At 48.8% G+C, this 26844-nt stretch carries 26 protein-coding genes; 12 read left to right on the forward strand and 14 right to left on the reverse strand.

What is annotated here, in order from left to right:
- Positions 1-10 precede the first annotated feature (10 nt).
- The 3 genes from AC3QL0_RS08805 to AC3QL0_RS08815 all read right to left on the reverse strand — a co-directional run bounded on the left by AC3QL0_RS08805 (position 11) and on the right by AC3QL0_RS08815 (position 2614).
- Positions 11-691 (reverse strand): response regulator, encoded by a 681-nt coding sequence (locus tag AC3QL0_RS08805; protein ID WP_493008138.1) that lies wholly within the window; start codon positions 689-691, stop codon positions 11-13.
- A gap of 221 nt (positions 692-912) precedes the next feature.
- Positions 913-1239: a DUF4387 domain-containing protein gene (locus tag AC3QL0_RS08810; RefSeq protein WP_493008139.1), complete on the reverse strand. Its 327-nt coding sequence runs from the start codon at positions 1237-1239 to the stop codon at positions 913-915.
- Between the two features lie 13 nt (positions 1240-1252).
- Entirely contained in the window at positions 1253-2614 is a 1362-nt protein-coding gene (locus tag AC3QL0_RS08815) for an acyclic terpene utilization AtuA family protein (RefSeq protein ID WP_493008140.1), read from the reverse strand.
- Between the two features lie 327 nt (positions 2615-2941).
- Here AC3QL0_RS08815 and AC3QL0_RS08820 point away from each other — a divergent pair, with 327 nt between their 5' ends.
- Together AC3QL0_RS08820 and AC3QL0_RS08825 are read left to right on the forward strand one after the other, a co-directional pair.
- The gene (locus AC3QL0_RS08820) at positions 2942-4306 is read left to right on the forward strand and encodes a TRAP transporter large permease subunit (RefSeq protein ID WP_493008141.1); all 1365 of its coding nucleotides are present in this window, start codon (positions 2942-2944) and stop codon (positions 4304-4306) included.
- Between the two features lie 9 nt (positions 4307-4315).
- Positions 4316-4576 carry a hypothetical protein gene (locus AC3QL0_RS08825; protein ID WP_493008142.1) on the forward strand — a complete coding sequence of 87 codons (261 nt, stop codon included), beginning with the start codon at positions 4316-4318 and terminating at the stop codon, positions 4574-4576.
- 52 nt (positions 4577-4628) lie between these two features.
- Here the strand turns inward: AC3QL0_RS08825 and AC3QL0_RS08830 are convergent, their stop codons facing one another.
- A complete protein-coding gene (locus AC3QL0_RS08830; protein ID WP_493008143.1) occupies positions 4629-5384 on the reverse strand; it encodes a GntR family transcriptional regulator in 756 nt (251 codons plus the stop codon).
- Between the two features lie 271 nt (positions 5385-5655).
- On the opposite strand from AC3QL0_RS08830, the gene AC3QL0_RS08835 reads away from it, so the two are divergent.
- The 4 genes from AC3QL0_RS08835 to AC3QL0_RS08850 all read left to right on the forward strand — a co-directional run bounded on the left by AC3QL0_RS08835 (position 5656) and on the right by AC3QL0_RS08850 (position 12710).
- Entirely contained in the window at positions 5656-7374 is a 1719-nt protein-coding gene (locus AC3QL0_RS08835) for a thiamine pyrophosphate-dependent enzyme (protein WP_493008144.1), read from the forward strand.
- A 149-nt stretch (positions 7375-7523) separates the two neighbouring features.
- Positions 7524-7952, forward strand: coding sequence for a hypothetical protein (locus tag AC3QL0_RS08840; protein WP_493008145.1), 429 nt, complete (start codon positions 7524-7526; stop codon positions 7950-7952).
- Positions 7953-7993: 41 nt separating this feature from the next.
- Positions 7994-10030 (forward strand): TonB-dependent copper receptor, encoded by a 2037-nt coding sequence (locus AC3QL0_RS08845; RefSeq protein WP_493008146.1) that lies wholly within the window; start codon positions 7994-7996, stop codon positions 10028-10030.
- 190 nt (positions 10031-10220) lie between these two features.
- Positions 10221-12710, forward strand: a complete 2490-nt coding sequence (locus tag AC3QL0_RS08850; protein WP_493008147.1) for a heavy metal translocating P-type ATPase — start codon at positions 10221-10223, stop codon at positions 12708-12710.
- 188 nt (positions 12711-12898) lie between these two features.
- On the opposite strand, the gene AC3QL0_RS08855 is transcribed toward AC3QL0_RS08850, so the two are convergent.
- From AC3QL0_RS08855 to AC3QL0_RS08880, 6 genes are all read right to left on the reverse strand, one after another.
- Positions 12899-13351 (reverse strand): GNAT family N-acetyltransferase, encoded by a 453-nt coding sequence (locus AC3QL0_RS08855; protein WP_493008148.1) that lies wholly within the window; start codon positions 13349-13351, stop codon positions 12899-12901.
- A gap of 17 nt (positions 13352-13368) precedes the next feature.
- A complete protein-coding gene (locus AC3QL0_RS08860; protein ID WP_493008149.1) occupies positions 13369-14367 on the reverse strand; it encodes a MerR family transcriptional regulator in 999 nt (332 codons plus the stop codon).
- 131 nt (positions 14368-14498) lie between these two features.
- Positions 14499-14693 carry a heavy-metal-associated domain-containing protein gene (locus tag AC3QL0_RS08865; RefSeq protein WP_493008150.1) on the reverse strand — a complete coding sequence of 65 codons (195 nt, stop codon included), beginning with the start codon at positions 14691-14693 and terminating at the stop codon, positions 14499-14501.
- Between the two features lie 81 nt (positions 14694-14774).
- Entirely contained in the window at positions 14775-15281 is a 507-nt protein-coding gene (locus AC3QL0_RS08870) for a DUF934 domain-containing protein (RefSeq protein WP_493008151.1), read from the reverse strand.
- Positions 15271-17283 (reverse strand): DUF2849 domain-containing protein, encoded by a 2013-nt coding sequence (locus AC3QL0_RS08875; RefSeq protein WP_493008152.1) that lies wholly within the window; start codon positions 17281-17283, stop codon positions 15271-15273. Before AC3QL0_RS08875 ends, AC3QL0_RS08870 begins: the two co-directional genes overlap by 11 nt.
- A gap of 178 nt (positions 17284-17461) precedes the next feature.
- Positions 17462-18403 carry a rhodanese-like domain-containing protein gene (locus AC3QL0_RS08880; RefSeq protein WP_493008153.1) on the reverse strand — a complete coding sequence of 314 codons (942 nt, stop codon included), beginning with the start codon at positions 18401-18403 and terminating at the stop codon, positions 17462-17464.
- Positions 18404-18529: 126 nt separating this feature from the next.
- Here AC3QL0_RS08880 and AC3QL0_RS08885 point away from each other — a divergent pair, with 126 nt between their 5' ends.
- Together AC3QL0_RS08885 and AC3QL0_RS08890 are read left to right on the forward strand one after the other, a co-directional pair.
- Complete coding sequence (locus tag AC3QL0_RS08885) at positions 18530-19381, forward strand: DMT family transporter (protein WP_493008154.1); 852 nt, start codon at positions 18530-18532, stop codon at positions 19379-19381.
- A gap of 9 nt (positions 19382-19390) precedes the next feature.
- Positions 19391-20032, forward strand: coding sequence for a TetR/AcrR family transcriptional regulator (locus AC3QL0_RS08890; protein ID WP_493008155.1), 642 nt, complete (start codon positions 19391-19393; stop codon positions 20030-20032).
- A 26-nt stretch (positions 20033-20058) separates the two neighbouring features.
- Here the strand turns inward: AC3QL0_RS08890 and AC3QL0_RS08895 are convergent, their stop codons facing one another.
- Both AC3QL0_RS08895 and AC3QL0_RS08900 read right to left on the reverse strand, forming a co-directional pair.
- Positions 20059-20292, reverse strand: coding sequence for a helix-turn-helix domain-containing protein (locus AC3QL0_RS08895; RefSeq protein ID WP_493008156.1), 234 nt, complete (start codon positions 20290-20292; stop codon positions 20059-20061).
- Between the two features lie 5 nt (positions 20293-20297).
- Entirely contained in the window at positions 20298-20861 is a 564-nt protein-coding gene (locus AC3QL0_RS08900) for a DUF2975 domain-containing protein (protein ID WP_493008157.1), read from the reverse strand.
- Positions 20862-21299: 438 nt separating this feature from the next.
- On the opposite strand from AC3QL0_RS08900, the gene AC3QL0_RS08905 reads away from it, so the two are divergent.
- Positions 21300-22103 (forward strand): APH(3') family aminoglycoside O-phosphotransferase, encoded by an 804-nt coding sequence (locus tag AC3QL0_RS08905; RefSeq protein ID WP_493008158.1) that lies wholly within the window; start codon positions 21300-21302, stop codon positions 22101-22103.
- Between the two features lie 8 nt (positions 22104-22111).
- On the opposite strand, the gene AC3QL0_RS08910 is transcribed toward AC3QL0_RS08905, so the two are convergent.
- Complete coding sequence (locus AC3QL0_RS08910) at positions 22112-22969, reverse strand: helix-turn-helix domain-containing protein (RefSeq protein WP_493008159.1); 858 nt, start codon at positions 22967-22969, stop codon at positions 22112-22114.
- A 125-nt stretch (positions 22970-23094) separates the two neighbouring features.
- On the opposite strand from AC3QL0_RS08910, the gene AC3QL0_RS08915 reads away from it, so the two are divergent.
- The gene (locus tag AC3QL0_RS08915; protein WP_493008160.1) at positions 23095-23640 is read left to right on the forward strand and encodes a GNAT family N-acetyltransferase; all 546 of its coding nucleotides are present in this window, start codon (positions 23095-23097) and stop codon (positions 23638-23640) included.
- On the opposite strand, the gene AC3QL0_RS08920 is transcribed toward AC3QL0_RS08915, so the two are convergent.
- Positions 23637-25145: a sensor domain-containing diguanylate cyclase gene (locus tag AC3QL0_RS08920; RefSeq protein ID WP_493010968.1), complete on the reverse strand. Its 1509-nt coding sequence runs from the start codon at positions 25143-25145 to the stop codon at positions 23637-23639. The two genes, AC3QL0_RS08915 and AC3QL0_RS08920, sit on opposite strands and share 4 nt — an antisense overlap.
- A gap of 365 nt (positions 25146-25510) precedes the next feature.
- Between AC3QL0_RS08920 and AC3QL0_RS08925 the strand changes: the two genes are divergently transcribed.
- Positions 25511-26716 (forward strand): MFS transporter, encoded by a 1206-nt coding sequence (locus AC3QL0_RS08925; RefSeq protein ID WP_493008161.1) that lies wholly within the window; start codon positions 25511-25513, stop codon positions 26714-26716.
- Positions 26713-26835, forward strand: a complete 123-nt coding sequence (locus AC3QL0_RS08930; RefSeq protein ID WP_493008162.1) for a hypothetical protein — start codon at positions 26713-26715, stop codon at positions 26833-26835. Before AC3QL0_RS08925 ends, AC3QL0_RS08930 begins: the two co-directional genes overlap by 4 nt.
- The last annotated feature ends 9 nt before the right edge of the window (positions 26836-26844 follow it).

A 26844-nucleotide genomic window follows, 5' to 3' on the forward strand; every position in this document is an offset into this window, starting at 1 on the left:
CGTTTTGTCATTACACGCCATCATCCGCCGGCTCCAAACAATACCCCACACCACGTAAGGTGCTGATCTGCACATTCGAATGCTGCAGCTTCTTGCGTAGTCTATGAATGAGCACCTCAATAGCCTCAATATTGATTTCCTCTACATCTTGATCGTTTAGGCGCTCTAGAATGTACTTTTTATTCACCGGCTCACCACTACGACTGACCAGTAAGCGCAGCACTTCCGCCTCTCTAGGTGATACGGAAAGTGCCACACCATCTAAGCTGAATCGCTGCGATGATAAGTCGTACACCAACCCTGCACAGGCCATACGCGGCTTATCTTTGCCACGGCTACGTCGAATCAGCGCATTAATACGCGCCACCAATTCTTCTATTTGAAAAGGCTTAGGCAAGAAATCGTCTGCGCCGCGCTCTAAAGTTTCCACGCGCTCTTGCAAGGAGTCGCGGGCCGTCAGAATCAGCACGGGAGTACAGTTATCATTAGAGCGCAATCGTTGCAACAGCGTCCTGCCATCCAGACTGGGTATCCCCAAATCCAGCACCAACGCATCAAACTCTTCTACTTGTAAGCGGTGATGAGCAACCAAACCATCGTTTGCCCATTCCACCGCGAACCCTTTTTTTTCTAAGCTACGCGTCAGCCATAGCGCCAGATCTGGCTCGTCCTCAATCAGTAAAATACGCATGATGTAGATTCAAAACCCCCACTCAAGATTACGCTATTGTTAGCACTATCATAGCTAACTCAACAATGTAGTCGTACTTTGACAGGACCTCTCTAAAACTCCATGAACTAATGCTACTGCTCGTTACTTTATATGTAATTATCTTCAAGCATTTTGTCCTACCTAAAAGCAAGCGGGCCACTGCAACAGCGGCCCGCTTCATTCTCTTTTAGCTGGTAACACTAGCTAAGAGCAGGTACTTCAACCTCTAAGAATGGTGCATATTGTTGTGCCCCAAAGATGTCTCCGTCACCTGCACTACCGCTAGGTTTCTTACGCAAAATACTAAATTTAATTGCATATGCAGGATCATATTCAACAAAATCAGACACCTGCTCTACCGGTATATTCAAGATAGCTGCCACTTGAGGCTTACTAAGCACTTGTGCTTTTTTCACATGCTCATAGGTATGTGCTTCACGAAAAATAATATCGAATGTGATTTTGTCAGTTCCTGCATTCTTACTGCGTATTGTCTTCGCTAGTTCTGAAATTTTTACAGTTCTCATCGTTTCACCTTTGTTAGTCAACCATCTCAGTAAATGTGGGGAACAACTCCAATGGATCATTCACCGCCATGGTGTGGTTTAAGGTCCATTCGTACGCGGCACTGGCGCGCATCACTTCGTCAAAAATAAACGAAACCCCCCCTGCGGTTCCTTTCACCTCAGGCAAACGAGCATAGAAAAGTTGGCGTGTACCCGTTAATGCCACCTCTTCTGCCATTTCTTTTGTAGCCGCTACCCCTTGCACCACCACCATCAGCTCATGAGACGGCTGATCTTTTAAGGGCTCCATCTCTCCCATGATGCCGTTACGACCAAAAACGTTGTAATGCAATGACCAACCGCTATCACCAAATTTTTCTCGTACCTGTGCACGCGCCCATTCAATCACTTTATCGACGTTAGCAATGGTGTACGGATCACGTATGCCTGCCATACCCACAAATCGCTCACCTACTTTGCCGGAACCCTCTAGCTTGACCCTAAACTCTTCAGCAGGCGTAAACACCATACCAGTGACACCCGTTGTTTTCTCGCTGAGCTGCTCGTAGCGACAATGTGTCATGTCTAATAAGCCGCCCGCCACATACTCATGAAAGGGGTTGGCCCGTTCGTACATGGCATGCCCTGCCACCGAAGCCACAGTGCAGCGCTGTTCCGGCAACATAGCAGTTACCGTGACGCGATCCTGCGTAATTTCTCCAATTACTGTTTCTTTGGCACCATAAGGTTCGGCACAAAATGAAGCACACTCCAGCACCTTGCCTAAATAGTAAGACTCAGCCTCAGGAAAGCCGTGCAACAACGCTGGAGCCGCAAAAATGGCGCTATCTGAGCTGCGACCACCAATGATCACATCGCAACCTTGCTTAAGTAGTTCCATAAAAGGATGCACACCAGCTACCGCTACAATGCGTTCCGTGGAATCCAATACCTCTTCTGTCAGTGCATCTCTAGCATCTAAACCTGCCACTACCGACCCAGAGCGAATTTTTCCACGCACTACCTCTTTATCCACTTCTGAATAAAACCAGCCCAGTTTGAAGGCTGGTAATTGGTGTTTCTTGGCCAGATTACGAATGATTTCCACGTACATATCTACCCTGCTATTGCTACCTGTATCGCCAGCAGAGCCAATAATCATCGGTTTATTATTTTTTCTAGCGGCCAACAACATGATTTCCAAATCATGTTCTTGCCATGCTCGTGGACTAGCGCAAGTATCCGAACCCAACGGCCCTGGCCCTATATCATCACTGCCTGAGTCTGCCGCAATAATATCTGGATTTGCCGCCACACCAAGTGCAAAGCTCCCTGGCTTTAACGGAGCAAAGCCTAAATGCCCATTTGGACACGCAATCGTTAACGATTTTTTCATAGTAAGTACCCTCCTATCAAAGTGGTTATAACCACTATAGACCAGTAAAGATACAAAAACAAGCACGTGACATAATGTTGCTTCTATCTTATGCACTCAACACAACATCACCACTTACAAAAAAACATAAAATAACTTTATATCAACAACTTACACAAAAAAACAAAACAAAAAACAGTAACTACCACAAAAAAACATGCATTTTTTCTGTGCATTTATCTTCACAAGCGGATATAACCTGTTCTAACATGACCACAACAATGAGACCACAAAAAAATCTGTACCACCTATACGTTGATACAGAAATAATGACGGAGATAACCTTTTATGATTCCAACAGCCCTGCTGCTCATCGTGGCGCTGCTCGCTTTTGTGTCAGTGCTTTTTCTCTTTGTGAAACGCCCTATGTACGAAATTATGGCGTTGGCATTAGTCGCTATTGTTGCGGCTACTGGGCAATGGCACTCCTTAGTTGACTACCTGCTGTTCCCAGCACAAAGCACACTTTTTTTTACTATCTTTGCTTTTTTAGTTCTGGCTGAGGTCTTTGACTCTACAAATGCCGTCGCCAAGATAGTGAAAATTCTTTTACCTATTATTGGTCGGCTTCCTGGCGGCGCAGGTTATGTAGCCTTAGTTTCCAGTACTTTTATGGCTACCCTCTCTGGAAGTGGTCCCGGTAACGTCGCAGCAGTAGGTGTGTTTACCATTCCGTTAATGAAGCGTACTGGCTTTAGCCCTCACCTTGCGGCAACAACCGAGATGTCCGCAGGTATGCTAGGTAACATCATTCCACCTGCTGGCATCATCTTTTTGTCTTTTGGTATTTATGATGCCTTCGCGCCTAACACCCTCACCATCGGTAGTTGGCTATTAGCCTCGTATGCAATAGGCGGATGGTTCCTGTTACAGCGTATTTTGACACTTGCGGCTCTTTGCAAACTATACCGCATGCACCCTATACCCAAAGCAGAGCTACCTGACCTTAAAGAGGCCTTAAAAGAAGGTTGGCACGCTTTGCTGCTGCCTGTATTTATTCTTGTCCCCATCTTAAGCTCTGCCTTATTCAAAGACTTTTTAGTTCTACGTCTAGGTGTAGAAGGCGAGAAAGCATTTTCAGCCGCTGCGCTGATGTTTACTCCCGGCATAGCCGCGGCGTACACCCTCTTTATTAGTCGCCATAACATCGATGAAAACCGGCTGACACTGACAAATCTTAGTCACTACCTAGGTCAGGCTCTTAGCAAAATCGTACCGGTTGCAGCAACGATTTATTTCGCTTATGCGCTTTCTCAGGCTTTTCTGGGCATGGGAGCCAATGATGAAATTCAAACATGGTTTGTATCGCTAAACCTTAGCACCACCACGCTTGCCATCATTCTTCCGCTGTTCTTTTGCTTGCTGGGAATGATCTTACCGGGCTCAGCACAAATCGCTATTTTGGGTAGTGCCATGATAGGTGCAGTGGCCGCCATAGGAGGTGATGCCAAATTGCTCGCCCTATTGCTACCTGCGATGACAGGCGCATTAGAAGGCATGACACCGCCACTGGCGTTGGGTTTATTCATTGCAATGGGTATTGCCGGTTCTGACTTTCTAAAAACAGTTCAACTGGCTTTGGTTTGGATAGCCCTACATCTCTTAACGTCCATGCTGTTGCTGGCTGGATTGCTCCCCATCTACCTCTCTTAAGGTATTGCTATGACTACTTTCACACAACGTATTTTTGGCGTGCTTGCAGCGCTTACTTTGCTGGCGTCACTAGTGATGGGGCTGCTGTTCGCAATAGCCTTGATAGCTGGTGGTGAGCTAGCTGCTACGCTGTCCCTACATGCTCAACAACTGTCTGGCCTGAGTATGTACCTTGCTACCGTTGCAGTCGCAATAGGCCTCGTTTATTTGTACCTTGCCCGTAAACATGAACTTACCTTTAGTATGCCAAGCAAAGACACAGCATCCTAATGGACTCTCGCACTCGGCACACTGAATTGCTTTCATGTGCCGACTGCTATCTCTACGTAAAGCTGCTATAGACAGTACGCTCTGTAGAGAATTTGTATTTGTCGCCTAAATAGTAGGCCAATCTATATTCAATAGCCTGTTCACTATGATAAAGAATAGACGTTATTTTTAATATGGGATGTCCTGCTCCTACTTGCAGCAATTCAGACATTTCCTGATCTGCGACTATCGCTTCAAAGGTTTGTTTGATACGCAACGGCTGTTGGTGCAAACGTATGTGCTGCAACTCCACGGTAGAGAAAGCACGTTTTTGTGCTTCTGCTTGCTTGGCTAACAAGACGATAGCCTCACCAATATTCTCAGCAAAATAGCTATCGTAAAACACTATAGGGGTGCCATTGGCTTCCCCCACTAATTGAACATTTAGCACAGCCTCATCTGGCCCCGTGTGCAACATGCTTTCCATCAGTAGATCTGCCGTAGTGCGCTCTATACGATGAATACGTGTAGACCCAGTAGTTCCTAGAGCAGACAGTGTTTTTTCAAAACTCACCACTTTTTTCAAGGCTTGATTGTACTTTTTGTCCATGACATAAGTACCTGAACCTCGCACGCGCTTAAGAAGCTGAGCTTGCTCAGCCATTTCCACTGCACGTCTTACAGTGATTCGGCTTACATCATAGTGCTCACACAGTTCGCGTTCTGAAGGGATCTTTTCTCCTGGCTGCCACAAGCCTTTTTCTATATTGGCTTTGATGAGAGCAAAAATTTTCTCATACAGCGGGACAGCAGAATCAAAAGTATCCATGCAATAGAATCGTCAAAAATTAATGGAAGCTACGACGTGCATTGTTAGAAGCAAGCCTACGCATTCTAACAAAGTAACGACACCACTGCTTTCACAATTCCTGAAAGAAAGTCATTAACCAGCACTGTAGTCTTTGGTGTAATTAACAATCCTTTAGTCTGAATCAAGATCGATAAAAAAACTTTTACAAAACAATCTGACTACAATACAAAAAGTTACTCTGCAGGAAAATTACTTTAGCCGTTTTTAACTGATCAGACAGGAGTCACGCATGTCCCAATCCGTAGCACAAGTTATTGTCGACACTCTGGAACAGGCTGGCGTAAAACGCTGGTACGGCGTTCCAGGTGACACCTTAAATTACATTACTGACGCCATTCGCACCAACAAGAATATGCGTTGGATTCATGTACGGCACGAAGAAGTTGGCGGCTTTGCTGCTGGTGCAGATTCTATGCTCACCGGCGAACTCACTGCCTGCGCTGGCTCATGTGGCCCCGGCAGTTTGCACTTCATCAATGGTTTGATGGAAAGCCATCGTAACCGCGCCCCTGTAGTCTTAATTGCCAGCCAAATTGTTCGCGACGAACTAGGTTTTGATTTCCCCCAAGAAGTGGATTTCAAATCGGTATACGAAAGCTGCTCGGTATTTTGTGAAGAAATCCGTACACCCGAGCAAGCGCAGCGCCTGACTGTCATGGCAGCCCAAGCAGCCTTGGCAAAACGCGGTGTGGCAGTATTGATTGTGCCAGCCGATGTATCGATGGCTCCGGCTCCTAAAACCCCGTATCACTACACCGTTCATCACGCACAACCCCGTGTATTGCCTTCAGAATCTGAAGTGCAACGCATTGCTGATCTGTTGAACGCTGGTAAGAAAATTGCTATTTACGGCGGTTCTGGCTGCGAATTGGCCCACGATCACGTCGTTGCACTGGCTGAAAAACTGCGCGCTCCCGTGGTACACACATCGCGCGCTACCGACTTCTTGGCTCACAACAACCCCTTTGATGTAGGTATGGCCGGTATGTTGGGCTACTACGCAGGGGTACATACGCTAGCCAGTTGCGACACGTTGCTACTGCTGGGTTGTGACTTTGCATGGCGCCAGTTCTACCCCGAGAACGCCAAAATCATCCAAGTGGATATTGATAACACCCACATTGGCAGACGTCACCCGGTAGACGTGGGTGTAGTGGGTAATATTCCAGACACCTTGCAAGCCTTGCTACCACTGGTCAATACACGCCAAGATGATGCCTTTCTTAACGCTGCTTTAGCGCTGTACACCAAAGATAAAGCCAAAGAAGAAAAGCACAACATCGACCAACCCGACCACCCTATTCACCCGCAATACTTGGTAGAAACTATTGCCAAACATGCGGCTGACGATGCCATCTATACGGCAGACGGTGGTACAGCCATGTTGTGGTGCTTACGTCATGTACCCTCTACAGGCAAAAACCGCCGCGTGATTTCCTTAACGCATGGCACGATGGCCGGCGCGATGCCGCAAGCGCTAGGTGCTAAAGCTGCATTCCCAGATAGACAAGTCATCTCGTTATCCGGCGATGGTGGCTTGGCCATGCTCATGGGGGATTTGCTGACTGCTATACAAGAGCGCTTGCCCATTAAGGTTTGCATCATTAACAACGGCGCACTGGGCTTTGTGGACCTGGAGCAAAAAGTAGAGGGTCTGATCAGTGCCTTTACTGACCTGCACAACCCAGACTTTTCTAAAGTGGCTGAAGCCATTGGGTTCTGGTCACGCCGCGTAGAAAAAAGTGCCGATGTGGACCAAGCGGTTAAAGACTGGATCAACGAGCCAGGCCCTGCTCTGTTAGATGTAGTCACCGACCGATTTGAACTGATCATGCCACCTCAAATAGGGGCCGACCAAGTTTTTGGTACCGCACTGTACTCCGCCAAAGCCATTTTGGCCGGTGAAGGTAAAGACGTATTAGCGATGGCACGTAACCTGCTGACCTAACCGCCCATTATCGATGTACCCACAAACGCCGCCGTCAGAAAGCGGCGTTTGTGTTTAGTGGTTCAGCCGTCACAGAGATAGCCGTATAAAGTTGTAACGCTCTATACTTGGCACCATATCGTCTCATCATAAACAAAAATAATAGTGCTTTGACGTTCCAACGCCTCACCCATCTGCTAGGTAACCGCTACCTGTGGCTACCTTTTCTGTTCTGCGCCCTGCTGTTGCGTAGCGCACTTCCTATGGGTTATATGCCCAGTGCAGAGGCATGGCGGGACGGCACCTTTGAACTTACCTTCTGTACTGCAGACGGCAGCTACAGCTCACAGCGCTTAGAACAGCTTTTTGCGGCTGAATTTCCCAGCGACGACACACACCAAGCCCCCGGTCATGCCACCTGTCCGGCTTTTCTCGTTCACATAGAATTACTACCCGATGCGCTAGATAGCACACTCGCGGTGGTCGCCAAGAACTGGTACAGCTACCCATGGTTAGCCAGTACCGCACAAACGGAGCACTGCACCCACGGCATCTGCGGCCCCCCGCTAGGTGCCCGCGCCCCACCTGAATGGACGTGATCGCCACTTTTTGTACGTTCAACGTTTAATTCAGGATATATATGTCCCCCTTTTTCTACCTGCGACCTTGCGCCGCAGCGGTGGCGCTATGCTGCGCCTACCCATACGCCTACGCTGCTGATACTCACACACCACCTCCCAAACTCTTTGATCCATTGGTAGTCACCAGTGTGAAGCCAGACCAAACGCCACTGCGTTTCGTGACTGACCCTAAACAGCCTAGACAACCCTTGCCAGCCAGTGACGGCTCTGATTATTTGTCGACAATTGCCGGCTTTAGCGCCATTCGTAATGGCGGCAGCAATGGCGACCCCGTATTTCGTGGCATGTTTGGCTCGCGCTTGGCTATTTTGGCGAACAATAGTTATATGCCTGGTGCCTGCCCCAGCCGCATGGATAACCCCACCTCATACATTTCTCCGCAAAATTTTGATGAGTTAGAGGTAATCAAAGGACCGCAAACGGTATTGTGGGGCCCAGGTGCCTCTGCTGGCACCATTCGATTTGATAGAAAAGCCCCTGTATTTGACGAGGGCCAACCGGTACAGTTTGATGGCAGTTTGACTGGAGGCTCTTGGGGGCGTAATGACCAGTCTGCCGACTTGGCCGTTGGTAACTCACAGTACTACGCCCGCATTACGGCCAACAACTCCCACTCCCAAGATTATGAGGATGGCAATGGCGACAAGGTGCCCTCCAAATGGAAAAAGTGGAATACCGACGTTGCGGTGGGTTTAACGCCTAACGACGACACCCGCATAGAGTTATCGGCGGGTGCTGGCGATGGTGAAGCCCGTTACGCCGGGCGCGGTATGGATGGTGTGAAGTTCAAACGCCAAAGCGTTGCCTTACGCTTCGAGCAAGAGCACCTCAACGACAACTGGCACAAAGTTGAAGCACAGGTGTACTACAACTACGCCGACCATGACATGGACAACTTCAGCCTGCGCGAGTTTAGTCCTTCGGGCGGCATGAAAATGCCCATGACCTCTAACGTAGACCGAGCCACATGGGGCGGCAGATTGGCAACCCAGTTCAGTTTGTCTGACGAAGTAAAAATGGATGTAGGTCTAGACACACAGCGCAGCCGACACCGAGCCCGCCGTGGCATGCTCAACACCCACCGTGACAAACCTCGCGTCAAAGATGCACAGTTTGAAAACACCGGCGTGTTCTCAGAGTTGCGTTGGCAGGCGACGGACACCCAAGAGATCATTGCTGGCATGCGCGTGGATTTCGCGAGCGTGAAAGACTACCGAGAAACCAGCCTGACCCATAACCAACGTCGTACAGATACCTTATACAGTGGCTTCTTACGCCTAGAACAAAAACTCGGTGACGCCACTAGCTTCTACGCTGGCGTGGGCCATGTGCAGCGTATGCCGGACTACTGGGAACTGTTCTCTCCTAATATGGGTACACCTGGCAGCAAAAATGCCTTTGATAGCATTAAGCCAGAGAAAACCACACAGGTAGATATTGGGCTTCAGCACAAAACGGATGCGTGGGATATCTGGGCCTCGGCATACGTAGGTCACGTGCAAGACTTCATCCTGTTTAATTATCGCCCTGGCGGCATGATGGGCAGTATGAGCCAAGTATCTAACGTCAATGCGCGTATTTTTGGGGGCGAATTAGGCGTGGAATATGCTTTGTCCTCGGAATGGAAACTGGGCACCACCGTTGCGTACTCTTGGGGTAAAAACACCAGTGACCACCAAGCGTTACCGCAAATCCCACCTTTGGAAACCCGCTTAAGCGTAGGCTACGAATCAGGAAAATGGTCAGCTGGGGCCTTGTGGCGTATTGTGTCCAGACAAAGCCGTTATGCATTAAACCAAGGTAACGTAGTAGGTAAAGACTTTGGGCCTAGTAGCGGCTTTAGCACGTTAGCACTGCACACGGCTTATCAAGCCAACAAAAACCTGACCTTCAGCGTCGGAGTAGATAACGTGTTTAACCGCACCTATAGCGAACACCTGAATTTAGCGGGTAATGCTGGCTTCGGTTATGCCTCTAATACATCTATCAATAACCCGGGCCGCACATTCTGGGCCACCATGCGAGTGACGTTCTAAACGCACAGCCCCTTAGACGCTCTAGCATAGCGCTAAGGGGCATTGCCTCAGCCTACTTAACGACATAAATAACAGCCAATACTCTCTGTTACGATGCTGATGTATTTTCGCTGCGTTCGTCGCTTGACCTTCACCTTATGGCAATGTTTATGCTTCAGGGTATGCAATATTCAATCATTGGGAGCCACGCATGAGTGAGTCCAGAAGCACTTCAGGTTCAAACCCCGCTACAACCATCAGCTTACCTATCGAAGGCATGAGCTGCGCCAGTTGTGTAGGCCGTGTGGAAGCTGCCTTGTCTAAAGTAGAAGGCGTAAACCGCGTATCCGTTAATCTGGCCACCGAACGTGCCGACATACAAGCGGACCCGCACATTGATAGACAAGCGCTTATACAAGCCGTAGAGAAATCCGGCTATAACGTACCGGCTGGCAGTGTAGAACTGTCCGTAGAAGGCATGACCTGCGCCTCGTGCGTAGGCCGCGTAGAACGTGCCTTAAAAGCAGTACCCGGCGTAAATGAAGCCGTGGTTAACCTCGCCACAGAACGCGCTACCATTCGTGGTGTCGCCAGTGCCGAACAGCTTATCGCCGCCATAGCCAAAGCGGGCTACGACGCCAAACTCATCGACAATGCGCTACAAAATGACGATGAAGCCGCTGAAAAGAAAGACGCAGAACGCGCCGCACTAAAGCGTGACCTAATTTTGGCCACTGTGCTGGCCTTACCGGTGTTTGTGTTGGAAATGGGGTCTCACTTGATTCCTGGCGTACACGAACTGGTAGCTCGCACCATCGGCATACAAGAAAGCTGGTATCTGCAATTTGTATTGACTGCCTTGGTATTGCTGATACCTGGTCGCCGCTTTTACACCAAAGGTTTTCCGGCGCTGTTCCGCTTGGCTCCAGACATGAACTCACTGGTCGCCGTGGGTACAGCTGCCGCTTTTGCTTACTCCGTCGTGGCTACTTTTATGCCTTCGGTATTGCCTGCTGGCACCGTTAACGTGTACTACGAAGCGGCAGCCGTGATTGTGGCGCTGATCTTGCTGGGACGGTATCTGGAAGCGCGCGCTAAAGGTCGCACCTCTGAAGCCATTAAACGCTTAGTAGGCTTGCAAGCCAAAGTCGCCCACGTACAGCGTAACGGTGCTCTGGTGGATATTCCCATTAGTGATGTAGTCACAGGCGACATCGTTGAAGTGCGCCCAGGCGAACGTATCCCCGTAGATGGTGAAGTCACCCAAGGCAACAGCTTTGTTGATGAATCCATGATTACTGGCGAGCCTATTCCTGTAGAAAAAACAGCCGGCAGCACAGTAGTAGGCGGTACCGTTAACCAAACAGGGGCGTTCACCTTACGAGCCACAGCCGTAGGTGGGCAAACCATGCTGGCCCAAATTATACGTTTGGTAGAGCAAGCTCAAGGCTCCAAACTGCCTATTCAAGCCGTGGTCGATAAAGTCACACTGTGGTTTGTGCCTGCTGTGATGGTCGCTGCGCTGCTCACTTTCTTAGTGTGGTTAGTGTTCGGCCCCTCTCCTGCTCTCAGCTTTGCGTTAGTCAACGCCGTGGCTGTACTGATTATTGCGTGTCCATGTGCCATGGGCTTGGCAACCCCGACATCCATTATGGTGGGTACTGGCCGTGGTGCTGAGTTGGGTGTGCTGTTCCGCAAAGGCGAAGCCCTGCAATTACTGAAAGACGCCAAAGTCGTCGCCGTAGATAAAACTGGTACGCTAACCGAAGGCCACCCGTCACTGACTGATTTGGAAGTGGCAACCGGCTTTGATCGTCAACAAGTACTGGCACAAGTAGCCGCTGTTGAAGCCTTGTCCGAGCACCCTATTGCCCGCGCCATTGTTGATGCAGCCAAAGCCGAAGGCCTGACATTACCCGCGTTGGATGACTTCAACTCAGTCACTGGTATGGGTGTACGTGCCATCGTAGGGGGCAATGTACGCGTCGAGATTGGTGCCGATCGCTATATGCGTGATTTGGGTCTGGATGTCAGCAGTTTCAGCCAAACCGCTCAACGTTTGGGCAGCGAAGGTAAATCACCGCTGTATGCGGCTATTGATGGTCGTTTGGCTGCGATTATTGCCGTGGCTGACCCTATCAAAGCCTCTACCCCTGCCGCCATTGAAGCCCTGCATCAATTAGGTCTGAAAGTGGCCATGATTACTGGCGACAACGAACACACCGCCCGCGCTATTGCCCGTCAGTTAGGTATTGATGAAGTCGTAGCCGAAGTTTTGCCTGAAGGTAAGGTAGATGCCGTAAAACGTCTAAAAGCTAGCTACGGCAAAGTCGCTTTCGTGGGTGACGGCATCAACGATGCGCCCGCTCTAGCCGAAGCAGATGTAGGCTTAGCCATTGGCACCGGCACGGATGTTGCCGTGGAATCCGCAGACGTAGTGCTGATGTCTGGCAGCCTGCAAGGCGTGCCCAATGCTATCGCGCTGTCTAAGGCCACCATTGGTAATATTCGTCAGAACTTGTTCTGGGCCTTTGCCTACAACACTGCGCTGATTCCAGTTGCCGCCGGTGCGCTATACCCAGCGTGGGGGCTACTACTGTCGCCTATCTTCGCCGCTGGTGCGATGGCACTGTCTAGTGTGTTTGTACTGGGTAACGCTTTACGTTTGCGCAGTTTCCAACCACCACTGCATGACAAATAACCGCTGCGTCGCTGTACCAAGAGCTGCTGGTTGAGTAGTGTCATGTACAGACAAAAAAGCCGCCAAAACTTGGCGGCTTTTTTCATACTACTACGGCATGTTGATACTGCTTTAGCGGGCTGCTTCTATTCATTCAGAAAACCAACTGGCTACAGAGACTATGCCCTACATCTGCTGAGCCAGACCGGTTAACCGCGTTTAGGCAAATTCAAATGCAACGTAGGATACGGTTTTCCTGCTGCATCCAACTCGCTGCGGCCCGTTTGAATACAACCATAATGCAAATAAAAACCCACGGCTTGGGTGTTTTGTTCATTCACATCCAATGTGGTCGCTCCCAAATCATGCACTGCATAATTCAACAATGTCGTCCCTACGCCATGCCCGCGTGCACTGGCATCAATAAACAGCATTTCTACGCAACCATGTAATACACCCAAAAATCCTAGAATCTCCTGGTTCTCGGTGTGCGTGGCTTTATATAAGCTCACCGCAGGGAAATAAGCTGGTATCAACTGCTGTTTAATTTCGTCGTAGTCTGCTGGCTGTAAAAAGTCATGGGTAGCCAATACCGAGGTAGACCAAATTTCTACTAAACGTGGGTAATCGTCGATACATACAGGTTCTATACGTATAGTCATTTTCTTCCTTTTACAACTTAGCTGCGGGTTAACAGATGACATAACCATGCATGCCATTGTTCCCGCCTTGCCTCATTCAGGCACAAACCTGTGTTTACGAGGGGGTCTGTTAGAAAACAGATCATCAATTGCTTTTCATGCTGCGCATTGTCCAAGCTCAAAGCAGACAGCCACTGCGCCATTCGTGAATACGCCTGTGACGATTCTATGCCCTGTTTAGCGAGCTCATCTAATAAGGCAAGCATCTGTGGCCACGCTCTCATCGCTTGGTGGTGTGTTTGCTTCAGCACGGCAGCCGGCTCTACTGGCAAAGTAGAAAGCCACTGCTGTAAATGCTGCTGTTCCCATCGCCACGCGATATCCTGCAACGTCTTTGCAGGCACTGCGGCAAAAGAATAACTGATACCCTCACCCCATACTTGCTCATAACAGTAGCGATTGAAATCAGTCAGCTCTTCGAAACCAGCACGTATATCCCAAGCACACGCTTGCAGTGCGTCGTCAGAAGCTTCTGTATCTTGTAACTGCATAAACAGGGCTGTTTGCTTTTGCCACACAGCCGATTGCTGTAGATACGACTCGTACAAAGCTAAGGTGTCGAAATCGTCGGCATCACACCATTTTTGATACAGCGCTACCAGTTCAGGGTTAACCGCCCAATCTAACCATGTGGGTTGCTGATTATCAGCAATTTTAGTGATCACCCCTTGTAGCCTGTCTTTCACCGCTTGCATCTGCAAGATGCGGTCAGACAACACGCTAAGGTGCTGTTTCAAATGCCCTAAAATGCCATCGGGATACTGTGCCAATACATGTTGCACATCGGCCAGTGGCATACCCACTTGGCTTAAGCACAAAATCTGCATCAGCTTATACAGGTCTTGATGGCCGTACAGTCTATAGCCACCTTCGCTACGCCCTGATGCCGTCAACAACCCTATTTGTTCATAGTGATGCAGTGTACGTACACTGATCCCCGCCATTTTGGCCAGCTCGCCGACTTTCCAGTACATCATTGCTCCGCTTATTCACTAGCACATGATGCTTACTGTAAAGCCTTACGTTACGTTAGGGTCAAGATAAAAATGCAACACGCCCCACACGGTTATCGTGCAGGGCGTGTTGTTGAGCGGGTTAGCAGTGCAGCTTACAACGCTTTAGGTGGGTAACCTGCGGCGTTCAGTGCTGCTTCAATCTGCTCTTGTGACGCACTACTTTGTATAGTCACCATTTTGGTGGATACGTCCGTATCTACCTTCGCAGCTGGATCAATAGCCTGTACTGTTTTGGTGATACGTGTAGCACAGCCACCGCAGGTCATATCTTGAATGTGAAATTGCATGGTTATCTCCTTAGAAAATATAGCTATAGACTAAGGATTCCCACGGTTGTAAGGTCAACACTTTTTAATGGCTACCTGCCATTACGTTGCAGAATTCACCACCCCAGACTCAGGTTTGGCTCGCAATCTATGCAATAACGTCAGTGGGCTGCTCTGTTGGTGCGTGTAGGTTTTAGCTGCCTCTGCCCATCTTGCTGCCGGAAACGTTGTGCTGGACGCCACACTACTAATACCACACTGCAGCAACATCACAAACTGATCCGGCAACAATGGCCCTACAGCACGAATGTCCCCAGTAAAACCATGACGTTCACGCAGTAGCTTTGCTAAGGTAAAGCCGCGTCCATCGCGCGTTTGAGCAAAACCTATGGCCACCACCTGCACCTTATCCAACACAGGCACCAGTTCCGTAATGTTGTGATAGCTATTCACCCATACACCAGCGGCATATTCCCCTGTTTCTGCGTGGTATGCCTCCCAGTTTTCTAACGCAATAATGCGTCGTGATGCAGGCTGCTCTGCAGCCCCTTCTTGCTCTGGGTACCACCACGTTTCGGTTTTCACATTCCCTTCAGCATCAAACAGCATGAGCAAGTGCCTCCTTAAATACCGTGATGCCTACACGGTTATAGGTATCAATGAAACGTTCAGATCCCTGACGTTCTTTTAAGTAAATATCGACCAAGGCCTCGATCACTTCCGGCACCTCATCGTAGGAAACGGAAGGGCCCAAGATTTTACCCAATGCCGCTTGCTGATCAGAGCGTCCACCCAAAGTAATTTGGTAGCTTTCTTGACCGCCTTTATCTAGGCCTAAAATCCCTATATGCGCCACATGGTGGTGGGCACAGGCATTAATACAACCCGATACGTTAATACTCAACGGCCCTACTTCACGCTGTTTTTCTTCCGAAAAACGCAATGCAATACGCTGCGCCACAGGAACTGATCTTGCTGTTGCCAAGCTGCAGTAATCCATACCAGGGCAAGCGATAGAATCTGACACCAAACCGATATTAGACGTCGCCAAACCAGCTTCACACAGCGCCTGCCATACAGCATAGACATCATCTTGCTTCACATGCGGCAGCACTACGTTCTGACGGTGAGTCACACGTACTTCATTCAATGAGTAGCGTTCCGCTAATGAGGCAATCAGCTCCATTTGCTCGGCACTCGCATCACCCGGAATACCGCCACTGGGTTTCAGCGAAATCACCACGCTAAGGTAACCCGCCTGTTTATGTGGATGCGAGTTATGGTCTACCCAATGAGCGAACGCCGTATCTTGCGCACGAGCAACAGTAAAAGAGGCTGAATGTGGCGCTAAGTTTTGCTCGAATGCCGGTGCCACAAAACGTGCTTGTACTGCCTCTACAATAGCGGCATCCAGCTCTGGCCTATTCGCTAACAATGCCGCAAACTCGGTATCAATCATCTGAATGAAAGTCTCTGGTTTGAGCTCTCGCACCAGAATTTTGATACGCGCTTTGTAGATATTGTCGCGTCTGCCTAAGGCATTGTAGACACGCAAAATAGCTTCTATGTAGCGCAGCAAATCGCGCTCCGGCAACCACTCTCGCACCAAGGTGCCCACTACTGGTGTACGCCCTAATCCGCCCCCAGCATAGATGTGGAAAGCAACCTCACCCGCTTCGTTCTTGTCAGCGATAATGCCTATGTCGTGAAAACGTATGGCTGCCCTGTCGTCGGCACTGCCCGTAATCGCAATTTTGAACTTACGCGGCAAGTAGGTGAATTCAGGATGCTCAGTAGACCACTGACGCATGATCTCGGCATACACACGAGGATCTACGCGCTCATCTGCGGCTGCACCGGCAAACTCGTCTGTTGTCACGTTACGAATACAGTTACCGCTGGTTTGAATGCAATGTAAATCGGCATCGGCCAGCACCGATAAAATCTCGGCTGCATCCGATAATTTTGGCCAGTTGTACTGCAAATTTTGGCGGGTGGTGAAGTGGCCATAACCCTTATCAAAACGTCTGGCTACGTACGCTAGCTGAGAAAGCTGCACTGCACTTAAGGTGCCATAAGGAATAGCCACCCGCAGCATATAGCCGTGCAATTGCAGGTATAGACCATTCATCAGCCTATACACTTTGAACTGTTCTTCAGTCAGCTCACCCGATAATCGGCGTTGCACCTGCTGCGAGAATGCTTGCGCACGTTCTTTCAAAAAGGTACGTTCGCTATCGTCGTATTGGTAAATGCCAGCATGGGGGGCAAACTCGCCAGCAGCAGGTGCTAACGACGCAATGTGCTGATCTTGCTCAACACCTGCTTGCTTCCCTAAATCAGCCCGCACCGAAGGGCCTCGTGCGCGCAGTTGTTCTCTGAACGTTACGGGCACAATGCCGTTAGGCGTAAGCTCAGCTTGCTGCGGCACTGGGTCTACAATTTCATTGTTGGCCACGCTTTCTTGCGCAGCCTGCTGTGCAGCTACCAACGCTTCTTCATCAAAGGCATGGGCGTGCTCTAAGGCCTCCACCCAGTGATAGCCGCTATCAAGCCATACCACTGCCCCGTCATGCAGCCTATTGGCAGAAATCAAATGGTAGTCACTCATCGTATACCTGTAGGATTGAAGGCAACGTACACCTAACCGTAGCCATATCCTTGCTACCGTTACCTAGTCAAAAAACAGACCCCGCACATGGCAGGGTCATAGCCATCATGCTGTTTATTGTGACCAGACAACCCATAGCTGACAAAGTATAAAAAGGCATATGCAAATGCTTGATGCGTTACTGAGCCTGCCCTAGCAACTCCAACGGATGCCCTGCGGCTACCCATGCATCTATACCACCATGCAAAGGCCGCACATGCGTATAACCCAATGATTTCAGACGTTGTACTACCCTCGCCGCTGAGGCATCGTTCGGGCATGAGCAGTACACCACTACTTCGTGGCTTAGCTCAATACTGAGTGCTTGTGGGCCCTGTAGGTTTTGTTCATCCAACAATACGGAACCCGGAATGCTGCCAGCGGTTCGGTAGAAATCGCTACGTACATCCAAGATTAAAGGGTTCGTCCCATCTTGGATTAAGCAATACAGCTCATCAGCACTAATACGAATTTGACGGATCATTTTCAAAAACGCATGCCGTTGCCATGCTTTACGTGCAATAAACAAAGCCAGCAATACAGCCAAAATCAGTAAGCCCCAACGTCCCAAGGCGTCTAATGTTGCTAATAGCTCACCAATGGTAGAACTGAATAAACTGCCAAGCAGCAACGCTGAGCCTACCCATACGGCAGCGCCTAGCATGTCATACCAAATAAACTTACGCATATCCGTACCTAGTGCTCCCGCCATCGCGCTAGCAACCGATGCAAAGCCTGGGATGAACTTGGCTACCAGTAACGAGCGCGGCCCCCACCGTAAGTACACGCCCTCAGTTTGCCGCACACAGGAGTCTGGCGATAGCGATACCTTGCATAACGTCGCCATCACCTTTCTGCCGTAACGTCGCCCGGCATAAAACCACAATACGTCCGCCATTAATGCGGCCAAGACGGCCAAGCCCAATAGCCCGGGTATAGAAAAACGCCCCGCCTGCGCCAAAGCGCTGGTCACCACTAGGGTGGGATAGGCGGGAATGGGAGCTCCTAACTGCTCTATTAATACATTCAGGAATACCAGCCCCAAGCCGTGCTGCTCAATAATATTCATCAGCCACTGCATGTTCTCATTCCTTGATTCAACCAGTGTGTGACAACAACGCCCTCTATTATCCCCTACTTTCTGTCATGGTTTATGCCTCAAACAATATGATACGATACCGTATCGTATTAATCCATGAGAACTGCCATGAATGCAAAAACAGCTGCTGCCCTCGCTACAGTACTGTGGGGCTTTACCTATGTTGTGACTACCCTCATGCTGCCACCGCACCCTTTTTTAATTTCTGCAGTACGCGCAATGGGTGGGGCGATTATTTTGCTGCTGATCGCACGCCAACTGCCTGCTCCCGGTTGGCTAGGGCGTTTGGTGATTTTGGGTACGCTCAATACCAGCTTATTTTTCTCGCTGTTATTTATCTCAGCACTACGTTTACCCGGCGGTGTCGCGGCTATTTTCCAAGCCTTAGGCCCGCTATTTATCATTTTGCTAGGATGGGCCATTCTGGGCGCAAGACCCACTGCCTTAAAAATTATCAGCGTGATTATTGGTGTAGTAGGCGTTGCACTGGTAGTACTGAAAGGTGATGCTCAAGTTGACCTCTGGGGCGTATTAGCTGCATTAGGCAGCACCTTATCGCTCGCATTGGGCGGCATCTTGATGAATCGCTGGGGTAAACCACCCATGAGTATGGTGAGCTTTACGGGCTGGCAGTTATTTATTGCAGGCGTAGAACTTATACTACTCACCGTGTTGATGGGCGACTTCCCAGCAGAGCTAACTAGCACACACGTAGCGGGTTTCTTTATACTAGCCTTGGCCCTAACTGCCATACCTTTTGTGTTATGGTTCAGAGCGATTGCCCATGCAGGAGCTGTCACCATTGCGCCCTTCTTCTTGCTGGTTCCCATTACAGCCTTTAGCTTGGATGCCATCATCAAGTCGGTAGTACCCACACCATTCCAATTGTTGGGCATTGCCATCGTGATACTGGGTTTATTGCTTAGCCAAAAGAAAGCACCTTCCCCAACTGCCCCTTGATTCCTCACCATGACAGATCACCACCTCACTTCTGAAACTGGCAGCCGCCTTACCTATCGAGGGGCAGCCAGACGCTTGCAGATTCTAGAAGTCGCGTCTGAGCGCTTTCTGGAAGAAGGCTACGCCGGGGTGAGCGTGGATCAAATCATCGCTGAAGTGGGCGGGTCTAAAACCAACGTGTACAAACAGTTTGGTGGCAAACAAGGGTTATTTTTAGCTGTTGTGCAGAATCTGTCGGATGCTTTCATCCACGATCTAGAGCATATAGATCTACGTGATCAACCCCCTGAGCAAGGCCTACGCACATTGGCTAAAGCCTTACTGGCTATCTTGCTGCAAGATAGGCATTTAGCCTTTCAGCGTTTAATTATTGCGGAGTCTAATCGCTTTCCTGAAATGGGGCGGGTATGGCTAGAAAGCGGCCCGCAACGCACTCGCAAAGTCGTGGCTAGCTATTTGCAGCAACAACAAGAACAAGGGCGTTTACACGTAAAAGACCCGCTACGCGCCGCCCTGTTCTTTCATGACATGATTACCTTCAACCCTGTGCACCTTGCCATGCTAGGCATAGGCTACGACGCCGATGCCTTAAATGGGTTTATTGATGACGCTATCACTACCTTTTTGCAGGGGCATTTACCCCGCAACTAAGATAGCCTTCAGCATCACTAATAGGCTTACTCTGCAGCGTCATCCGCCATAGACGCACCTTCTGTGTAGTGCAGAATATCTCCGGGCTGGCAGGCCAAATACTGACAAATAGCTTCTAAGGTGGAAAAGCGCACCCCTTTCACTTTGCCTTGCTTGAGTAACGAAAGATTTTGCTCCGTAATACCCACTGCTGCAGCTAAGTCCTTAGACTTCACCTTACGCTTCGCTAAAATCACGTCCAAAGTCACTTCTATAGGCATATGCGTTACACAAACTGTTGATTTTCTTGATTAATGGTTGCAGCTCTGCGCAGAATTCTAGCAATAATAATCACACACGCTGCTGCAAACAACGCCACTACACTGGATGAGGTAAAGCTCATTGAAATAAAGCGCTGTCCAGCAGGCGCTAGCATAGTAACCCAAAGACTCAGCAGGGGTTCACACACAAAATTGAGTATGACCCAGTAGCCTACCGCTCTACCCATTTTCTCCATATGCGTGGCAGCAGAAATAGAGAAGTAATCCCCTTTAGCATAGGTACGGAATAGCTCGCGCAGATTCAACAAACCATTTGCCAGTACTAGCAATGGAATGCTGGAAATCACCACCGCACCCAACCGTTGCCACAACGGCAAATTATCAACAACATCTAGCGCCCCTGGGATCAGCGCATTAGACAGTGAAAAAGCAATACCGTAGCCCCCTTCTACCGAACCCAAAGAAGGAAAAAACCATGTTGCGGCATTAATCAGAATCATCGCCGCCACCAAAAGCACGGTAAAAGCAGCCATTTTTTGGCATGTTGATGCCAATTTATCGTGATGCATAAGTCTCTCAAATAAGTGGAAATCACGAGTATTTTTCTACAAAAATCATCATATATCAATCATTTTTTATCGTTTTACGATAATTAATTGAAGCAAAAACATAATATTTTAAAAAATAGTTTTTACTTTCAATAAGATACCCCTAAAAACCGGCAATCCGCCATGCGTTAGACTGAAAACAGTCATTGTATAAAGATCATAAATTATCATATAACAATCATTTCTATGCTAGGTTTGCTATGAAACACACCATCAAGTCTCTACCACTGTTACTCCCCCTGCTCAGTGGCTTACTACTAGCCAACGCTGCGCAGGCCGACCGTACAGCCAATTGGTGGTTGTCGGTACGAGGCACCGAAAATACTTTTTTCACCCGTAAATAGCCTGCTAAGCATGCTTTATACTGCTGGCTACTTTAGCCCCTTACGCCTTGCTTTTATGTCTGATACTCAGCCGCTTTCTACACTTCCTGTTCCTCTGCCTGCCGCATGGCAATCACAATTTGCCGCTTATACATGGACAGCACAGACGGAAGGCTGCTCAGACGCTGCTGTATATCGCTTAGAAGCACCAGGGCACGATACCGTTTTTGTCAAAACTGAACGCATGCATGCCAATGCTGAACTGGCGGACGAGGAAATACGTTTACGCTGGCTGGCCGCACAAAACATAGCGTGCCCCATCGTCCTAGATGCGCACTACCAACCTGAGCGTGGTTGGTTACTACTCAGTGCAATAGCGGGTAAAGATTTGTACTCTGCCCCCTTGCCTGCCCACGAGAAAGTAAAAATGGTGGCGCTAGCCTTGCGTGATTTGCATCAATTAGATATAGCCCACTGCCCCTTTGATCACAACGCCACACAACGCATTGCTCATGCTAAAGCGCGTATGCAAGCTGGGCTGATTGAACTAGATGATGTAGACGACGAGAACCAAAGCTTAAGTGTAGAACAGCTGTTCCAAAAACTGCTGGCTACCCAGCCGCTACAAGAAGATAAGGTGGTCACACATGGTGATGCCTGCTTGCCCAACTTCATGGCCGCGAATGGTATGTTTACGGGATACATAGACTGCGGCCGTCTGGGCGTGGCTGATCGCTACCAAGACTTAGCCCTTGCCATACGTGACATTAGCGATGACCTAGGCGCTGAGTATGTACCTTTATTTTTGCAGCACTATGGTCTAGCGCAGCTAGACACTGAACGGGTGACGTTCTACAAACTTTTGGATGAGTTTTTCTAACGCTAGCGCTACGAAAAACTCGCCCTATACTCAGTAGGCCCCATCCCCGTGTGACGACTGAAGTACTTGCTTAAATAAGATGGGTCTACAAAGCCCAGGGCGTCGGCAATCTGTTGAATGCTATGTTGCGATTGCCTAAGCTCTTTTTTAATTTCCAGCACCACTTGCCTATCGATTAAGGTTTTGGGCGAATCATTAAAGAAACGCTTAGTTAGTTGCGACAGATAATAAGGGGTGATGTGTAAAGCATCAGCGTAAAACGCTACCTCTCTGTGCTGCCTGCACCGCTCACTCAACATCTCCCAAAACTTCCAGCAAATCATTTCCTGCCTGCTGTAATCATTACGTAGCTGCTGTTTCTGGTTGTCGGCTTGTTCGCTGAGAAACAAGAACAAATTCTGGAACGCATTAATCAGCATTTGCCGTCTATACCCAGAGGTTCGAGCAAAGACCTGCCTCGTATGCTGCTCCCACACCGATACAAATGCTTTGCTATCTTGCGTAGCGGAAAAATGGGGATACTTGTTCAAATAGGAAAACAAGTGATTGGGTAGTAGGTAAGCAACATCTGCCGCACTGGAGCGTTTTAATAAGTAAAACGAGCACAACAAGTCTGGGCTGCGCTGTTTTAACAGAACAATAGAATCTTCAGCCAAGATCAGAAAGTCATGCTTTTTTAGGTGATACGACTGAAAGTTCACCTCAAACTCAGCCTCACCTTGCTGACAAATCACTACCACCACATAAGCCAACGCCAACGGGTGCTCTGGCATTGCTTGCAAGGTGGCCAAACCATGCGTAATTTCCTGATCCCCTGCCCCTAACAAAATAGCCTCAGTTTCAATTACTACTTTAGAAATAGCCATAAAACCAATTTTTATCCTATTTTGTTTTCAAAATTACCTTTTTCACCCAAATCCGTACCTTAGCATAGTCCGCTATTCTTTCTACACTTCTCTCTGTTTATTCAGTACATACACAGGAGAAAAGCATGTTGAATACAGAACGCCTGATTCTCAGACCTTGGCGAGACAGCGATGCAGCCAGCCTTTACCACTACGCTAAAGACGAACGTGTAGGCCCTATTGCTGGTTGGCCGGCGCACCGTAGCGAAGCAGAAAGCTTGGACATCATTCAAACTATTTTTTCGGGCGAAGAAATATACGCCGTTGCCTTAAATACCGACGATGTCGCTATTGGCATGATTGGTTTGCTAAAAGGGAAAAACAGCAACTTTCCGCTGCCAGAGACTGAAGCTGAAGTGGCGTACTGGATAGGTGTGCCATTCTGGGGCCAAGGCTTAATCCCAGAAGCGCTGCGTACAATTATGCAGCACTCATTTCAGACATTACAACTAGACGCTTTGTGGTGCGGTTACTTTGCCGACAATGAGCAGTCGTTCAAAGCACAGGCTAAATGCGGCTTTCTTCATCACCATACCGAAGAAAAGCAGTTTAACCAGTTCATGAACGACTATCGCACTGAGCACATCAGTCGCATCACCAAGGAAGAATGGCTGCAACAACAGCAGGCTTAAGCTTCCACCCTATTTCTACCGTTGTGTTTGGCTTGGTAGAGTTTGTCATCCGCTTGCTTCAACACAATGGCAGAATCTGTACCGTCTGCTGCTGAAACGGCCACACCCAATGAAATGGTAATGTGGCCAATTTCTGGCATCTCTGCAGACTCCACTTGAACACGCAACCGTTCGGCAACCTCTACTGCCTTCTCAACAGTGGTATCTGGCAGCAAAATCAAAAATTCTTCGCCACCGATACGGCAGGCCAGATCACAGGAACGTATGCTGTTACGCATCTGCACGGCAAGTTCTTGCAGCACGATGTCACCGACGTCATGGCCGTAGGTGTCATTCACTTTCTTGAAGAAATCAATGTCCACTGAAATCACCGAGAACATGCGCTGCATGTGCCCCCACACACGTAGTTCTTGATCTAAGCCACGACGATTCAACAGTCCGGTTAGAGGGTCTGTGCGATTATCTTTATCTAGCTTTTCAATATTGCGCTTTAAAAAGCCCATGCCCATCAAGAGCGCTTTTTTCAACTCATGAGCTTCAAAATACCAAGAGCGTACATGGCTGATTTCACTTTCCGTGCCGGAAGAATGCATCATACGAGCGTTGTCCGCCAACTGTCGTAAAGGTTTAGCAATTTTGCGCGCGCCCCACCACACTAGCAGCAATGAAATCACAGCAACCGGCAGGGTCTTGTTAATGACTTGCCGCATCAAGCCTTCTAAGGGCTCTAACGTAGCCGACTCTGGCCGCTGCGCCACAATCCCCCAACCGCTTAACGGTACAGGTGCATAACCTGCCAGCATCCTAATACCTTGGCTATTGGTTAGCTCCATGCTGCCTGCCTGCGCTTGCACCACGCGATCAATCACATCATTACCTTCTACGACATTTCCTACTCGTGACATATCTGGGTGATAGATGATCTCTTTCTCAGCCGACACCACATATAGGTAAGAGCCATCTCTATAGGGATGATGACCTAATAACCTATGCAAAATGCTTTCTTTTTTTAGGTACAAGCTGCCACCCACCAACCCACGATATTCACCACTTTTATCAATGATGGGGTACGAGATGAAAACGATGAAGTTACCAGCCGTAGACAAGTAGGGATCACTAATCACTGGCGCTTTTTGTGCCAGCGCTTCTTGCACGCCTGGACTGCCTAAACTTAGACCTGTTAACAGCAAGCTTTCGGGTGAGGTTGCTCGCACTGCACCATTCTGATCGATAATCAGCACAGAATTAAAGCTATCTGTTTGTAACCGTAGCCGCTCCGCTTCTACCTGTAAACGCTGCTCATCGCCCAGCACATCTTCCAACAACATAGCACTGATTTTCAGTTGTTGTAGCGCGGAATATAGAAATTCATCTGTACTATTAGCAAGCTTTTGCGCATAGTTCAAATTGCTTTCCAGCGTATTTTGCACAAGCTGCTGCCGTTGCACTTTGTAGCCTGCATAAAAAGTATTTACAAGCGTGATCAAGCAACTGAGAATAGTCACCAGCAGGATAAGCCGCAACAAATCTATTTTTTTAAACAATTTTGCAAACCATCAATCTGAGATACTGCACCATACTGGCGTCATTATATTCTGTCATTGATAACTCGAATGTCATAGAAAACCACTAAAACACCGCTTAATCTCTTATAACAGCGTTGCTTTCTGTGCTGACCAACCACTAGCCCCAGCTAGTCAGACAAAACCTACGTTTTACACTCCTGCCTTGCATAGACGTTGACCTCAAAATAGAGTTCACTTATCATCTATTTCTTGTAACAGTTGCCCTGCCCACGTGTCATGGCCAACACTGTATCGTTCACCTTATACGCCCATAGCAACTACAAACGGCGACAAAAGGATAGGTCATGACATCTGTATGGCGTAATAGCACCTGGATCATGCTGGGGGCATCGCTAGTTTTGTTTTTATCGTTAGGGATACGTCACGGCTTTGGCCTATTCCTAACTCCCATGAGCAGCGAGTTTGGCTGGGGACGTGAGGTATTTGCCTTTGCCATGGCATTGCAAAACCTAATCTGGGGGCTAACTCAGCCTTTTACCGGCGCATTGGCTGATAAGTTTGGTGCCAAACTCACCGTCGTAGTAGGTGGCTTGCTCTATACCGTAGGCCTAATACTCATGGGGTTTGCCGACTCCTCTTTATCTCTCTCTCTCAGTGCAGGGATCTTGGTAGGCATTGGGTTGTCAGGCACATCATTTTCAGTGATTTTAGGTGTAGTAGGTCGTGCTGTACCACCTGAAAAGCGCAGTATGGCGATGGGTATAGCTGCCGCTACAGGGTCATTTGGTCAGTTTGCGATGCTACCCGGCTCGCTGGGCCTCATTCAATGGCTAGGCTGGTCATCGGCCTTGATCGCACTGGGTCTCATGGTGGCATTGATTATGCCTTTAGCGGCCATGATTAAAGACACGCCGCCCGTTGATCTAGGACCGCAACAAACCATGATGGAAGCGCTACGTGAAGCCTGTAGCCACTCTGACTTTAGGCTCTTGGCCCTAGGCTTTTTCGTGTGCGGATTCCAAGTATTGTTCATTGGTGTGCACTTACCCAGTTACCTAGTCGATAAAGGCTTGCCTGTAGTTGTCGGTACCACTGTACTGGCCTTAGTCGGGCTGTTTAATGTGTTCGGTACGTACTTTGCAGGTTGGTTAGGTACGACACGCTCCAAGCCACACCTGCTATGCATTTTGTATTTGGTGCGTGCGGTGATCATTGCCGTCTTTATTTGGCTGCCTCTTTCTACTTGGAGCGCATACGCTTTTGGTATTTTGATGGGCTTATTGTGGCTGTCTACCGTACCGCTGACTAACGGCACTATTGCCACGATGTTTGGCGTGCGCAATCTATCTATGCTAGGCGGTGTAGTCTTCTTGTTGCACCAACTGGGATCCTTCCTGGGCGGCTGGTTAGGTGGCTATATGTTTGATAAAACTGGCAGCTACGACATGGTCTGGTATATTTCCATAGTGCTCAGTTTAGTGGCTGCAGCACTGAATTTACCTATTAAAGAAAAACCCGTAGCGCGACTCTCTAAGGTGGCCCACGCATGAAACGTAGACTATGGCTGACTTTGGCTGCATGCGCAGCCACAGCCATTGCCCTCTTCTTGCTATACAGTTGGCGTCAAGCAGGCTTTGCTCTGATGCCTATTCAACTGCCCATGTGCTAACGGCTGTAG

Source organism: Paenalcaligenes sp. GW821-LYS-B07-1 (assembly GCF_058803365.1).

What these genes read in the sequence shown, in the direction of transcription:
- AC3QL0_RS08805 (WP_493008138.1), bottom strand. Translation starts at nt 691, where the DNA reads ATGCGTATTTTACTGATTGAGGACGAGCCAGATCTGGCGCTATGGCTG.
- AC3QL0_RS08810 (WP_493008139.1), bottom strand. Translation starts at nt 1,239, where the DNA reads ATGAGAACTGTAAAAATTTCAGAACTAGCGAAGACAATACGCAGTAAG.
- AC3QL0_RS08815 (WP_493008140.1), bottom strand. Translation starts at nt 2,614, where the DNA reads ATGAAAAAATCGTTAACGATTGCGTGTCCAAATGGGCATTTAGGCTTT.
- AC3QL0_RS08820 (WP_493008141.1), top strand. Translation starts at nt 2,942, where the DNA reads ATGATTCCAACAGCCCTGCTGCTCATCGTGGCGCTGCTCGCTTTTGTG.
- AC3QL0_RS08825 (WP_493008142.1), top strand. Translation starts at nt 4,316, where the DNA reads ATGACTACTTTCACACAACGTATTTTTGGCGTGCTTGCAGCGCTTACT.
- AC3QL0_RS08830 (WP_493008143.1), bottom strand. Translation starts at nt 5,384, where the DNA reads ATGGATACTTTTGATTCTGCTGTCCCGCTGTATGAGAAAATTTTTGCT.
- AC3QL0_RS08835 (WP_493008144.1), top strand. Translation starts at nt 5,656, where the DNA reads ATGTCCCAATCCGTAGCACAAGTTATTGTCGACACTCTGGAACAGGCT.
- AC3QL0_RS08845 (WP_493008146.1), top strand. Translation starts at nt 7,994, where the DNA reads ATGTCCCCCTTTTTCTACCTGCGACCTTGCGCCGCAGCGGTGGCGCTA.
- AC3QL0_RS08850 (WP_493008147.1), top strand. Translation starts at nt 10,221, where the DNA reads ATGAGTGAGTCCAGAAGCACTTCAGGTTCAAACCCCGCTACAACCATC.
- AC3QL0_RS08855 (WP_493008148.1), bottom strand. Translation starts at nt 13,351, where the DNA reads ATGACTATACGTATAGAACCTGTATGTATCGACGATTACCCACGTTTA.
- AC3QL0_RS08860 (WP_493008149.1), bottom strand. Translation starts at nt 14,367, where the DNA reads ATGATGTACTGGAAAGTCGGCGAGCTGGCCAAAATGGCGGGGATCAGT.
- AC3QL0_RS08865 (WP_493008150.1), bottom strand. Translation starts at nt 14,693, where the DNA reads ATGCAATTTCACATTCAAGATATGACCTGCGGTGGCTGTGCTACACGT.
- AC3QL0_RS08870 (WP_493008151.1), bottom strand. Translation starts at nt 15,281, where the DNA reads ATGCTGTTTGATGCTGAAGGGAATGTGAAAACCGAAACGTGGTGGTAC.
- AC3QL0_RS08875 (WP_493008152.1), bottom strand. Translation starts at nt 17,283, where the DNA reads ATGAGTGACTACCATTTGATTTCTGCCAATAGGCTGCATGACGGGGCA.
- AC3QL0_RS08880 (WP_493008153.1), bottom strand. Translation starts at nt 18,403, where the DNA reads ATGCAGTGGCTGATGAATATTATTGAGCAGCACGGCTTGGGGCTGGTA.
- AC3QL0_RS08885 (WP_493008154.1), top strand. Translation starts at nt 18,530, where the DNA reads ATGAATGCAAAAACAGCTGCTGCCCTCGCTACAGTACTGTGGGGCTTT.
- AC3QL0_RS08890 (WP_493008155.1), top strand. Translation starts at nt 19,391, where the DNA reads ATGACAGATCACCACCTCACTTCTGAAACTGGCAGCCGCCTTACCTAT.
- AC3QL0_RS08895 (WP_493008156.1), bottom strand. Translation starts at nt 20,292, where the DNA reads ATGCCTATAGAAGTGACTTTGGACGTGATTTTAGCGAAGCGTAAGGTG.
- AC3QL0_RS08900 (WP_493008157.1), bottom strand. Translation starts at nt 20,861, where the DNA reads ATGCATCACGATAAATTGGCATCAACATGCCAAAAAATGGCTGCTTTT.
- AC3QL0_RS08905 (WP_493008158.1), top strand. Translation starts at nt 21,300, where the DNA reads ATGTCTGATACTCAGCCGCTTTCTACACTTCCTGTTCCTCTGCCTGCC.
- AC3QL0_RS08910 (WP_493008159.1), bottom strand. Translation starts at nt 22,969, where the DNA reads ATGGCTATTTCTAAAGTAGTAATTGAAACTGAGGCTATTTTGTTAGGG.
- AC3QL0_RS08915 (WP_493008160.1), top strand. Translation starts at nt 23,095, where the DNA reads ATGTTGAATACAGAACGCCTGATTCTCAGACCTTGGCGAGACAGCGAT.
- AC3QL0_RS08925 (WP_493008161.1), top strand. Translation starts at nt 25,511, where the DNA reads ATGACATCTGTATGGCGTAATAGCACCTGGATCATGCTGGGGGCATCG.
- AC3QL0_RS08930 (WP_493008162.1), top strand. Translation starts at nt 26,713, where the DNA reads ATGAAACGTAGACTATGGCTGACTTTGGCTGCATGCGCAGCCACAGCC.